We start from the raw sequence: 13,221 nt of genomic DNA, 5'->3' as shown, positions 1-13,221 counted from the left end.
TACTTAGTTTTCTCTGGACTGAGCGTCTACAACAGCAATCTTTACCATGTTGACAATCTCGCGAACCGAGCTATCTAATTGCAATACATGCACCGGCTTGTTCATACCCAATAAGATGGGGCCCACGGCTTCTGCATCACCCACTTCTTGCAATAATTTGTACGCAATATTACCAGACTCGAGATTCGGGAATATCAAGGTGTTTGCTGCTTCACCATTTAACTTGCTGAATGGAAAGTTCGCATTTAGCATATCTTTATTCAAGGCGAAGTTTGCTTGCAAATCACCATCCACAATGATTTCAGGCGCTCTGTCATGCAATATTTTTACTGCTTCGCGTACCTTGTTTGCTACGCGGCCTTCGGTCGATCCAAAGTTGGAATAAGATAGCATCGCGATACGTGGTGTAATATTGAAGCGTTCTTTTACCGCATTGTTCACCAAGATGGTAATCTCTGCTAAATCTTCTGCACACGGATCTTCATTGACCGTGGTATCGGCCAAAAAGATAGGCCCTTTTTTCGTCAACATCATGTACATCCCCGCTACACGACTACCTGGTTTCGCTCCAATAACCTGTAACGCAGGTCGGATAGTAGTAGGATATGTGCGTGTGAGACCAGAGATAAACGTATCTGCGAGACCAAACTCTACCATCGAAGCAGCATAATAGTTGCGGTTACCACGCATCAATTTCTCCGCTTCTAAACGGCTGATTCCGCGGCGCTGGCGTTTCGTGTATAGGTGATCCACAAATTGCTTAAACGTATCTGTTTTAGTTTGTTTGCTAGGATCAATGATCTGCGTGCCTTCCAATTCGAAAGCATATTCTTGGATAATATGTTGAATACGTTCCTCGTCGCCCAATAGGATAGGAATTGCGATTCCTTCTTCTTGTACGATCTGTGCAGCACGCAATGTCTTGTAGTTGTCTGCTTCTGCAAAAACCACGCGTTTTGGGTTGTTTTGTGCACGCGCAGAAAGTGTCCGCATGATGCCATCATCTTTACCCAGACGCTTGCGCAATTCTGTGGTATATTCGTCCCAGTTTTCAATAGATTTCCGCGCAACGCCAGATTCAATAGCTGCTTTGGCTACCGCTACAGATACCTCTGTAATCAGGCGGGGGTCGGTTGGCTTGGGGATTACGTATTCCTCGCTAAAGCGCAGATTATTGGTGTTGTATGCTTGGTTTACTTCTTCCGGAACCGGTTCTTTTGCCAATCGAGCAATCGCATGTACCGCGGCAATCTTCATTTCTTCATTGATCGCTGTCGCGCGCACATCCAACGCACCGCGGAAGATATACGGGAAGCCCAATACATTGTTCACCTGATTTGGAAAATCAGAACGGCCAGTACCCATAATCATATCATTGCGCGTCTGGCAAGCCAGATCATAGGCAATCTCCGGGTTCGGGTTAGCCATGGCTAATACAATAGGTTTGGCAGCCATGGATTCCAGCATAGCTGGCGTTAATACATCCGCAGCAGAAAGTCCAATAAATACATCACTATCTTTTACTGCATCTGCCAGCGTATATAAGTCACGGTCTGTGGCCCATTCGGCTTTAGTTGCATCCAGGTTTTCGCGATCACGACGGATTACACCTTTGCTATCCAGCATCACGATGTTTTCCTTTTTAGCACCTACCGCGATGTACATCGCGGTACAAGAGATTGCTGCTGCGCCCGCTCCATTTACGACGATTTTTACCTGGCTAATATCTTTCTGTTGCAATTCGCAGGAGTTGATCAAGGCTGCACCAGAAATGATGGCCGTACCATGCTGATCATCGTGCATGACCGGAATGTTCATCTCTGCTTTCAACCTACGTTCAATCTCGAAACATTCGGGAGCTTTAATATCCTCTAAATTAATGCCTCCGAAAGTCGGCTCCAAAGCTTTAACAATTCGAACAAACTCATCTACATTCTTCGTGTCCAATTCCAAGTCAAACACGTCGATGTCGGCAAAGATCTTAAATAATAAGCCTTTTCCTTCCATGACCGGTTTACCCGCTTGTGCACCAATATCGCCTAACCCTAATACAGCAGTACCATTAGAAATAACAGCCACCAAGTTGCCTTTTGCGGTGTATTTATACGCGTCTTCGCTATTTTCTGCAATGGCCAAGCATGGCTCTGCAACTCCTGGTGAATAGGCTAGTGATAAATCTCGTTGTGAACTATGAGGTTTAGTTGGAACAACCGCGATCTTGCCCGGACGACCGGATGAGTGGTAACGTAAAGCGTCCTTCTTTCTATTTGCACTGCTCATTGAATTCTATTTTTGATGTGTAAGTTTATGTTTGTGGCTACAAATCTATTATTATTCCATGACTTGGGGAACTATTGTTTTAAGACGTTCAGTAATTTGAACATCCGCTGACGCATATTGGCCGAACTTCCCTTGTAGTTGTTTACAAATAAAGTAAAGGTGAGCTCCTCTCCGCCGGCGCTCGTCTGAAACCCGGTATAGCCGAGTACACCACCGATTGTACCACTCTTCATCTTCATGTGGTTGATGCTGGGCAAGCTATTGTGAAAATCGGTATACCAATTTCTATCGCGAGCGTATAGCATGATGCTGCTCATGGCGCTAGCGGTAATGCGATTAGCGGGCGATAAGCCGCTACCGTCCAACATTCCGAGATCTTTTTTGGGAATGTTCAATTTACTTTTCCAATAAGCAATCACATATTCAGCGCTCTCAGTGGTGGTTTTTAGATGACTTTTTTCCTTGCCGATTGTTTTTAAAAGCGCTTCTCCATATAAATTGATGCTTTTCTGATTGAACCAATAGATGATCTCTGCTAATTTTGGAGATTGATGTACCGCAATTGTTTTTCCGATGTGATCCGCGTAATCCGGTAATTTGTAAGCGGACGCAGCCACACCATTTATCGTAATGCCTTCTTTTTCCAGATTTGATTTCAAGTCGCGAGCAAGCTGATACGCTGGGTCAGGAATCGAGATTTCTATCGTTTTTCTAAGGTCCTTGCCATAAGTCCCTTTTAAAAGAATAGTACTAGCATAGGGGCTGGAAAAACCAAAAACTTTGTCGCCTGTTCCTGCATTTCCGGTGGTCACTTCATTGCGGATCGTCAGATAACTCAGGTCGTCTGAAATGCTTTTTATGATAGCAGATCTGCCAATGGCTGCGGGCGAGAAGGTAATGCCTGTCTTGTTCTCCTTCCAGTTCAAGCCCGATATGCCTGCTCCATAATAGTTGCCTATATCCGCAGCTGGCCATCCAGCAGGCACTTGATTTCCTCCGAATATACGATCGTCGCCAATAACTCGTCCGTCAATGCGTGTAATGCCGAGCTGCTTAATAGCAAATGTCCAATGGTCCAGAATGTTTTGTGCTTTGGTGTTCGCATAGCGATCACTGCCAAGCGTTGGGTCGCCAGTACCTTTAATGATGAGGTCTCCTTTTAAGACGCCCGATTTGTCTACAGTGCCGGCATAAGAAACTGTGGTCGTGTAACTGTATTCTGGCCCAAGTACATCCAATGCGGTAATACTGGTGATTACTTTTAGTGTAGAGGCGGTAGCCATCCCAGTATTGGCTCGATGTTCAAATAGGATATCCCCTTTTTTAGTATCCATCACTACCAGGGATACGTTATCGGAGGCAAGTCCGCCTTCGTTTCTAAACTGAGTGAACGCCACTGGTAATTTACTGCTTAGGCTTTGCGCATAGCTATTGGCAAGCAAACAGGTAAACAAAAAAGATAATAAGAATCTAAAAAATACCATAGTACAAATATCGTGATCTAATCCGATAATGTTGATATATGGTCTAGCTATCAAACTGACGATTTTTCATTTATAAATTTCCATTTACAGGTAAAAATTGTTTAAATTCGGAATTCTAACTATCTAACTTTTTCTTTAATCATGAAGTATATCCTGTTTTCACTAAAACTTATGTCGGTTGCGACATTGCTTTTCCTTATTTCGTCTTGTTCAAAGGATACACCACTTGAGCTAGAAAATGAAATAGCCAATTCAAATTCTTGGACAAGCGACGAGCGTTTCGAATATCATCATAAAACACAATTATATGCTACTAAAATTGGTAATCGATTGGCTATGATAGGACCTTACGGTTACACTAATTTATATCCATCTGAACAAGATGTCTCTCAAGAAACTGCTGATATAAAAAGATATGCGATTTATTTTCAGCCTTCTATCAATGTAAAGTTGCCAATTAGCGAGCAGTTTTTCGTGGGCGCTTCTATGCAACATAGCACAGTTCTATTTGTGAATTCCGACCTTCCTGTAAGCACTGGACTAAGTAAACGGTTAGACGTACGCGATATCGATCCCGAATTCAATGAAATGGTATACATCCATAGTCATTTCGGAGAATCTATGGCCATAAATAATCGGAATCAGACGCTTATGGCATACAGAGCTAATGGTGCAGATAATTACCCTTTCATGCGATTGCTCCTGGTTGACGTTGATCCAGGAGGTGGCCAAGAGGGAATACCCACCTGGCTGAACATACCGGCTACCAAAGTAATCGCTTTGGACGATCGTGAACACTATGGTTTGGATATGATCATGGCGATAGAGGATCATTTTTTAATATCCTCCCATACAAGAACGCTCTTAGTAGACTCCGATGGCAACTACCGTCAGGTGCTGGATAGGGCATTGGTTCGTACATTTGAACACAATAGTATGTTGTACGGTTTTGGACGAGACGGTAATTTCTATCAATCTGCGGATAAAGGCAATAGCTGGATGAGTTCCTACGATGTTGAAAGATTTTTAAGTGACGTAAGCTTTAGTCAAGTCGGAGATCAACTAGTTGGTTATCGGTATGGTCAAATTTGGAAATTTAATTTCCATGATTCAGGATATGAGGTGGAAGAGTTGGTAAATGAAGGGCTTACCGGTAATCTCATCACTTCTTTAAATGAATTCGATGACAAGGTATATGTAACTACACTGTCCGGTGTGTACCACAAACCTAAAGAACAATTTTTTGAGGTTAAGCCAAAAGAGGCCGAATAATACAATCGGAGCGAAGAAAAGAACAAATGGCCGTGAGATATGTCTCACGGCCAGTTTTATTAAATTGCCTGAGTCTTTTCTTTCAACCAGTCACCTTCTTCTGCGGTGAGCAAAGGCGCTAGTTGATTATAAGCCCAGTTATTATATTCGTTTAGCCATTCGATATGCTTTGTATCCAGCAATGATTTATTAACCAAATCTGTGGCGATATAGCAAATAGTCAATGTCTCGAAGTCCATGAAATCACCGAATTCATTATGAGATAGTGCACGGCTCAATACCAAGTTTTCGATACGAATACCGTAGGATCCTTCGCGGTACAGTCCTGGCTCTATGGAAGAAATCATGCCTTCTTCGATGGCGACATCAACATTGGAGGGGTTCAAGACATGTGGCCCTTCGTGCACGTTCAGGAAAAAACCCACACCATGTCCAGTACCATGTCCGTAATTGCGAAGGGTCTCCCAAATTGGTCGACGTGTAATCGCATCTACCTGATAGCCGCGAGTGCCTTGTGGGAAGATCGCCATCGACCCTTCGATTAACCCTTTTAGTACTATAGTATAATCTTCTTGTTCGACTTGGGTGATATTTCCCAAAGAAACCACGCGTGTAATATCTGTGGTTCCAGAAGTATATTGACCACCCGAATCTACCAACAACAATCCCGATGCCTTCAAGGTTGCATCACTTTTAGGAGTTGCTTTGTAATGCGGTAAAGCGCCATGCTCCAAATATCCGGCAATGGTATCGAACGAAATATCGACAAAACCATCCTGTGCTGCGCGGAAAGCCTGCAGCTGATCAGCAATGCTGATTTCTGTTAAAGATTCATGACCTACATTTTCTTCGAGCCACTTGAAGAAACGTGTGAGTGCCACACCGTCCTTCAACATCGTTTCGCGTGTAAAGCTTACCTCCGTCGGATTTTTTACCGCCTTCAGAAACGTAGATGGGTTCGTATCTTCCAACACGGTAACATGTGCAGGAATACTTTCGTAAACTGCATAACAAGTGCGCTTAGGATCGATCAATAGCTGCTCCACCGCAAGCTGCTGAATATAGGCATGCACGCTGTCGTAGGGCTGTATATCTACGCCCGCTCTATTCAGCTCCGCCTGATCTTCCGCAGAAAGTTTTGTACGATCAATAAATAACGTTGCGCGTTGTAGTTCAATGATTAGGAAGCCTAATACCACAGGATTGCAGGGTACATCGTTTCCACGAATGTTTAATGTCCATGCTAAGTCGTCTAACGATGAGATGATATGCGCTTGCGTATGGAGTTTTTCCATCTTAAGACGAATAGCTGCAATCTTACTGGTCGCATCTTGTCCGGTGGTATCCGGGTGGATAAGGTACGCGGAGTCGGTTGGAAGCAATGGTCTATCTTCCCAGGCTGCATCCAATAAGTCTTCGCTACCGTTTACCACGATACCGAGAGGTTCCAGCTTTTCTTTGACCGTCTTTGCAAGAAGAAGAGAGGTTAAATTGCCATCGAAGGCTACCGTATTGCCTTTGCCAAACTTTTCACCAAGCCATTCTACATATTCGGCTTTATGCTGCACTTTTAGTTTGACTAGTTCAAAACCGGTGTCCGTTAATTGCTCGCGACCTTGGACAAAGTAGCGTGCATCTGTCCATAACCCGGCAAAATTTTGGGTAATAACCAAGGTGCCCGCTGATCCGGTAAATCCGGATGTCCAGGCAATTGCTTTAAAACGATCCGGCAAGTACTCACTGATATGCGGATCGGCAGAAGGTATGATATAGGCATCTATGCCACGCTCCGCCATGGATTCGCGAACAGCTGCCAGCTTTTTGATATGCTCCATATGTTTGTATATTATTTCTGTTAGTATGCTAAAAAATCTACTTAGGTATTTGCCAGAATAGATAATTCCTGTGCTACACGCCCTGCGATAAGCTGATATGCTGCTGCTACCGTCTCCTGATCATCCAACAAAATTGGGAAGCCATTATCGCCGGAGTCGGCCACCGCTTTTACTAATGGGATTTCTCCCAAAAAAGGCACGTTGTTTTCCCTAGCCAGTCGCTTTCCGCCATCTTTACCAAAAATATAATATTGCTTATCGGGTAATTCCGCTGGGGTGAAGTAGGCCATATTTTCAACAATCCCGAGGATCGGCACGTTGATGCCTTCCATACGATACATCGCCATCCCTTTGATGGCATCTGCCAAAGCTACCTGTTGCGGTGTGGTTACGATGACGGCGCCAGATATGGGATAGGTTTGTGATACGGTAATGTGAATGTCGCCGGTTCCGGGCGGCATATCCACCACCAGGTAATCGATCTCGCCCCAGTCTGCGTCATTAAAAAGTTGCTTGATAGCGGAAGTAGCCATCGGGCCACGCCATGGAATGGGCTGGTTTGGATCAGTAAAGAAACCGATACTCAATAATTTAAGACCGAATTTTTCTATGGGCAAAATCTTAGTTTGTCCACCGGAAGTCTGGGTGGATTGTGGTTTTGCACCTTCCAAACCAAACATAATCGGCAAGGAAGGGCCGTAGATATCGGCATCAAGCAGACCGGTACGAGCACCTTGCTGGCTAAGTGCCAGAGCGAGGTTGGCTGCCACGGTAGATTTACCAACGCCTCCTTTACCGGAAGAAACTAAAATAATGTTTTTAATGCCTTTGAGTTGGTTACTATCTGCTGCAACTACACGGGATGTCATATTGATATCCACGGCGATCTCTTTCGACACAAATAAGCTAATGGCATTCCGGCAGGCATGCTCTATATGCCCTTTAAGCGGGCAAGCAGGCGTGGTCAAAACGACATCAAAGCGGATTTTGTTGGGAAGGATCTCTATATTTTGGATCATGTTCAGCGTCACGAGATCCTTTTTTAAATCAGGCTCTTCCACGTGACCAAGCGCATGTAGAATTTGTTCTTGCGTAATCATTATCTTTTGTTGGAGATACAAAGCTAAATAATGCGGTGCATACTCTTGTCATTTGGATGTTTTTAATGTTTTTTGTCTATTTTTAACCCATATTATTCTCATCAGATTATCCTTGGATAGCCGCTTTATGTTCGCTACGAAGATTCATATCACACCTCAACAAAAAAAATGGCTTTTCATTTCTTTGGCCACGCTATTGCTGTTATTGACGGTTGGTTTTATTTATTATTTTTCCGTTCGGCAAAGTTTGTTAGACCGTGCAATGGCGCGCGTACAGACGCAATTGAAGGCGGATTATGGGCTTACGCTACGCGTAGAAGATTACGGCTTCGCCGGAATAAGTACCGTGGAGCTACACCGTGTTTCCCTGATTCCGGACTCGGGTGCGCAGCTGATGGAAATGCAGCAACTGCAGGTTTCGGTAGAATTTTGGCCTTTACTGCGGAAACGAATCAAGCTGGATGCGGTAGGGATGGATCATGCTACCCTCACGATGGTAAAGGATGGTGATCGTGCCAACTACGATTTCTTGTTTAGTAAGAAAGCCACGCCAACTGCCGATACGACCGCAAAAGCAAGAAGCTTAGCGCAAACCGTCGATCGGCTTATCCGGCAAGCATTTGATAAAATTCCTTCTAATTTGGATTTGAATGAAGTGTATGTTACTTATCAGGATAGTTCGGGCATACAAGGCCTTCGTATTCCCGAAGGAAAAATGCGTAATGGTCGCTACGATGTCGATGTGTTCTTGAATGAAGTCAATGATAAGTGGAATCTTAAAGGAAGAATAGATGGCGGTGACGAGGCCTTCAGTGTGACGGTTACTTCGGATCGCCCGGATATGGAAGTTCCATTTTTACGTAGTAGACTAGGCTTGGCAGTAAGGTTTAAAGCCGTAACTTTTGATCTTAAGGAGATTAAGCGTCATGGTAAAGACCAGCTTAAACTGGCCGGGAATTGGGAAGTGGACTCGCTGCAACTACAACACCGAAGGCTATCTGAAAAACCGATGGTGATACCAGCGGCCTCTGCAGAAGGTGGTTTTCTATTGGATGAAAATTCGGTTGAGTTGCTGGAGAACTCAGCCATCCAGGTACGCGACTTTGTGTTGAAGCCACAGCTCAAGTATACCCATACGCCGAATAAATTGCTACAGTTGGCTGTGCACACCGGAAAGTTCGCTGCGCAGGATTTCTTTGATGCCATTCCACACGGCCTGTTTGAAACCTTGGATGGGTTGAAGGTGAAAGGTGATATCGCCTATCAATTGGATTTTAAAGTAGACTTCGATAAGCCCGAAGACTTGGTATTTCAATCTCGGATGGATGATCGGGAATTACAGATTGTAAATTGGGGAAAGGCAGATGTAGCCGCCTTGAACCAGCCCTTCGTACACGGCGTATACGAAGATACTACTAAGTTAAGAGATATTTTAGTAGCTCCTGCTAACCCCAACTTTCGACACCTGACACAAATTGCACCAATTTTGCAGCGAACTGTGCTCAATACAGAAGATCCTTTTTTCTATAAACATCACGGTTTTGAAGAAGAAGCCTTCAAATTGTCTATCGTTACTAATATCAAAGAGCGGGCATTCAAACGAGGCGCGAGTACGATCTCAATGCAGCTGGTGAAGAACTTGTACCTCGATCGCAATAAAACCATGACGCGTAAGTTTGAAGAGATTTTGCTGGTGTGGTTAATGGAACGTTCGCAAGCCGTGAGTAAAGATCGGCTGTTTGAAATCTATCTAAACATCATTGAGTGGGGCAAAAATGTATACGGTATTACGGAGGCGGCCAAGTATTATTTCGGCAAAACACCAGATGCATTGGACATTGGCGAAAGCTTGTTTCTCTCGAGTATCATTCCACGGCCAAAAACCGGTTTGGCCTCTTTCGATTATACCGGGCACTTAAAACCTTGGGTACGTAGGCATTTTAATACGTATGGGTATATCCTGTCAAAGCTGAACCAGCTAAACGACATCGCCGTGCCAGAAGCCTATGGCTTTTATAGCGTAACCTTACAGCCCAATCTACGTCCGCCTAGACCATATGGTGTGGTAGATTCTGTACCTTCTTCCGACGAACTACACGATCTCATTGAAGGGGTTGATGTGGAGGAGCAACAGCGCCGAAGTTTATTGGAACGTATTTTTGGTAAAAAAGAACAAGAAGAAATAGAGGACTAAATCCGCCATTCATGAATAATGAAATTACAATTGACGATCTGGATTTTGAATTGTTGATCGACAATGACCAGATACAGAAGAGTATTCGCCTTATTGGTATAGATATCAACATGAAGTACGAAGATAAGCTGCCCATTTTTATAGGTGTGCTGAATGGTTGCTTTATGTTTATGGCTGATCTGTTGAAACAGGTTACCATTCCCTGCGAGATGTCTTTTGTCAAGCTATCATCTTATCATGGCACAGCGCAGCAGGATGTCAAAGAGTTGTTGGGTTTGGAGATGGATCTGCGTGGAAGGCACATTATTATTGTGGAGGATATCATAGATACGGGCAACAGTCTTAAGCATACGATGAAAGCGCTGGAGAAGCTAGAAGTGCAATCTATCGCAGTATGTACTCTTCTAATCAAACCGGAGAGCATGGAGCACGAGTTCGACAATATCCTGTATACCGGCTTCGAGATTGAAAAGGAATTTGTGGTGGGCTATGGCCTAGATTACAATGGCATGTGCCGAAATCTGATGCATATTTACAAGCATGTTCCGCGTGATGAAGAGGAACATGTGTGAGATGTAGCGTAAAATCCTACCGGAAGGAGCAGTCCGTGATATGATCTTTAACCATTCCTACAGCCTGCATATAGGCGTAACAAATGGTTGTGCCGAAAAATTTAATGCCACGTTTTTTTAAATCTTTGGCGATTGCGTCGGATATCGGCGTCGCAGCCGGCACTTCGCTTAGGCTATAAAAATTGTTGATGATGGGTTGATTGTCTGGCATGAAGGAATACAGGTAATGATAGAAACTTCCAAATTCCTCTTGAATCTGTAAGAAAATTTGCGCGTTGGTAATCGTGCTTTTCACTTTTAAGCGATTGCGAATAATGCCAGCGTCAAGCAAAATGGTTTCTACATCTTCAGAGGTGAATTGAGCCACGGCCTTTGCATCGAAGTCAGCAAAAAGGCGGCGATAATTTTCACGTTTGCGCAAAATAGTGATCCAGCTTAGGCCAGCTTGTGCAGATTCCAGTACCAAAAATTCAAATAATACCCGATCATCTGTCACTACTCGCCCCCATTCCTTATCATGGTATTCCCGATACAATTCATCTTGGCCGCACCATCCGCATCGTTTCAAATTATCTTTTAGCATAGTTTGGTGAAATTACGAGTTTCCGTTCAATAAATGGTATCGGTAGATCTTCCTATTTATCTTTTGCCAATTCCCAATTAACTCTCTATTTTTACGACTGCATGCAAATAAAAACTTTTTGGATTTCCTTCTTCGTGACATTGCTCCTGATTTTGTCTACTGCTTCGAGTAAAGCACAGAGCCAAGATGTAGCTACTGATTCTGTCATGCGATTGCAAGATAGCTTGAATCGGGCATACTTGCAGGATTCCATTCGGCAGGTTTTTGCGACGAAATACACCGCGCTTATTTATGATAATCCTTATCGAGAAGGTTTTCTAGACCATCGTCTGCGCGCTATTTTAGATACAGCGCCTGGCAAACTATTGGTTTGGGATGAATACCTGTCCAAATCGTCTAACGATTCGATAGCAGTGGGTATCGATAGGGCTCAAAGGCCTTTGTGGGTATTCGGAACCGCCATGCTGCTCTTTTTGTGTGTAGGCATGATACGGTTTATATTTCCAGCGGAGTTTCATATTATAATTGATGCCTATTATCGAGAACGTTTGCTACAGCAGATCAGCAAAGAGGATAGTATGGCTACATCCTGGCCTTATGTTTTCCTATACACCATCTTTAGTCTTGCATTAGGTTTATTTATTGTGGTGTATATGTCTAGTTTTCGAGACGCCCATTTCTTAACTTTTGGGAATTATATGAGAGCATCTGGATTGATTGCGGTTCTCTTTATTCTGAAAATATTATTGGTGCGCTTTATTTCCTTTGTTTTTGGCTTGCAACGGCTCATCCGAGAGTATATCACCGTTATCTATTTGGTATATTTTAACAGCATATTATTTCTTTTACCATTTTTGCTGTTTATTATACTTTCGCCGACGGCTTATTTTAATATAATATTAATTCTATTCGTATTATCTATATCTATTATGTTTGTATATAGGGTGTTACGAACAGTTTTAAATGTATTTGGCCAGACTCGCTTTTCTATATCCTATTTAATTATTTATCTTTGCACCTTGGAAATTGCTCCAATCCTATTGCTGATTAGAGCCTTGGGCAACTAAATAATTTCATATTTATGCAGATTGATGTAGAAAGAGCAAAGAAAGTAAAAAGCATACTCGTGACTTTGCCGAGACCTGAAAATGATAAATCCCCTTATTTCGCGCTTGCGGAAAAATATAATTTAAAGCTGGATTTTCGTGCCTTTATTCACGTAGAGGGGGTTTCAGGCAAGGATGTAAAGAAGGATAAGATCAATTTTACAGATTATACTGCGGTGATCTTCACCAGTAAAAATGCAGTCGATCACTTCTTTCGGGTATGTGAAGAGATGCGTTTCGAAGTTTCGGCAGATATGAAATACTTTTGTATTACAGAAGCCATTGCATTGTACCTTCAGAAGTATATTCAATACCGCAAGCGTAAGATATTCTTCGGAAAGCAGACCGCAAAGGATCTGGAAGATGTCTTGAAAAAGCATAATTCCGAAAAGTTTCTTTTTCCTTGTTCTGATGTGGCAAATGAAGAAACGCAAAACTGGTTGCAGGATAATGGGTACGACTCTACACCAGTTGTGTTGTTCAAGACCGTAATCAGTGATTTAAATGATTTAAAGGAAGTTTTTTACGATGTAATTGTATTTTTCAGTCCTTCTAGCGTTCAATCTTTATTCGAGAATTTTTCGGATTTCGTACAAAATAAAACACGCATCGCGGCATTTGGTGCCACTACGCAGCAAGCACTGTTGGATCACGGATTAATCTTAGATATTCCCGCACCCACACCAGAAGCACCGAGCATGACGATGGCGGTAGAGCAGTACATTAAATCGGTTAACAAATAGGCCGCTGCCTGTTTAGCAGCTATATAAGATCACACAGTAATCAAAAAAGGAT

The 13,221-nt window shown here is 43.2% G+C and carries 10 protein-coding genes; 5 read left to right on the top strand and 5 right to left on the bottom strand.

Annotated features, from left to right (window positions below):
- Positions 1-3 precede the first annotated feature (3 nt).
- Positions 4-2,280: an NADP-dependent malic enzyme gene (locus M8998_RS15565; protein WP_249994500.1), complete on the bottom strand. Its 2,277-nt coding sequence runs from the start codon at positions 2,278-2,280 to the stop codon at positions 4-6.
- Positions 2,281-2,351: 71 nt separating this feature from the next.
- Positions 2,352-3,764: a D-alanyl-D-alanine carboxypeptidase/D-alanyl-D-alanine endopeptidase gene (gene dacB, locus M8998_RS15560; protein WP_249994498.1), complete on the bottom strand. Its 1,413-nt coding sequence runs from the start codon at positions 3,762-3,764 to the stop codon at positions 2,352-2,354.
- 141 nt (positions 3,765-3,905) lie between these two features.
- Between dacB and M8998_RS15555 the strand changes: the two genes are divergently transcribed.
- A complete protein-coding gene (locus tag M8998_RS15555) occupies positions 3,906-5,036 on the top strand; it encodes a hypothetical protein (RefSeq protein WP_249994496.1) in 1,131 nt (376 codons plus the stop codon).
- Between the two features lie 59 nt (positions 5,037-5,095).
- On the opposite strand, the gene M8998_RS15550 is transcribed toward M8998_RS15555, so the two are convergent.
- Both M8998_RS15550 and M8998_RS15545 read right to left on the bottom strand, forming a co-directional pair.
- Complete coding sequence (locus M8998_RS15550; RefSeq protein ID WP_249994494.1) at positions 5,096-6,871, bottom strand: aminopeptidase P family protein; 1,776 nt, start codon at positions 6,869-6,871, stop codon at positions 5,096-5,098.
- Positions 6,872-6,912: 41 nt separating this feature from the next.
- A complete protein-coding gene (locus M8998_RS15545; RefSeq protein ID WP_249994492.1) occupies positions 6,913-7,971 on the bottom strand; it encodes an Mrp/NBP35 family ATP-binding protein in 1,059 nt (352 codons plus the stop codon).
- 127 nt (positions 7,972-8,098) lie between these two features.
- On the opposite strand from M8998_RS15545, the gene M8998_RS15540 reads away from it, so the two are divergent.
- Positions 8,099-10,165, top strand: coding sequence for a transglycosylase domain-containing protein (locus M8998_RS15540; RefSeq protein ID WP_249994490.1), 2,067 nt, complete (start codon positions 8,099-8,101; stop codon positions 10,163-10,165).
- A gap of 11 nt (positions 10,166-10,176) precedes the next feature.
- The gene (gene hpt, locus M8998_RS15535; RefSeq protein WP_249994488.1) at positions 10,177-10,737 is read left to right on the top strand and encodes a hypoxanthine phosphoribosyltransferase; all 561 of its coding nucleotides are present in this window, start codon (positions 10,177-10,179) and stop codon (positions 10,735-10,737) included.
- A 16-nt stretch (positions 10,738-10,753) separates the two neighbouring features.
- On the opposite strand, the gene M8998_RS15530 is transcribed toward hpt, so the two are convergent.
- Positions 10,754-11,320, bottom strand: a complete 567-nt coding sequence (locus tag M8998_RS15530; RefSeq protein WP_249994486.1) for a DNA-3-methyladenine glycosylase I — start codon at positions 11,318-11,320, stop codon at positions 10,754-10,756.
- A gap of 101 nt (positions 11,321-11,421) precedes the next feature.
- Here M8998_RS15530 and M8998_RS15525 point away from each other — a divergent pair, with 101 nt between their 5' ends.
- Positions 11,422-12,387, top strand: a complete 966-nt coding sequence (locus tag M8998_RS15525) for a DUF4271 domain-containing protein (RefSeq protein WP_249994484.1) — start codon at positions 11,422-11,424, stop codon at positions 12,385-12,387.
- Positions 12,388-12,401: 14 nt separating this feature from the next.
- Positions 12,402-13,169 (top strand): uroporphyrinogen-III synthase, encoded by a 768-nt coding sequence (locus M8998_RS15520; protein ID WP_249994483.1) that lies wholly within the window; start codon positions 12,402-12,404, stop codon positions 13,167-13,169.
- Positions 13,170-13,221: the final 52 nt, after the last annotated feature.

Source organism: Sphingobacterium sp. lm-10 (genome assembly GCF_023554555.1).
In the GTDB taxonomy this organism is placed as follows: Bacteria; Bacteroidota; Bacteroidia; order Sphingobacteriales; family Sphingobacteriaceae; genus Sphingobacterium.
This window is presented reverse-complemented; position numbering and strand designations above follow the sequence as displayed.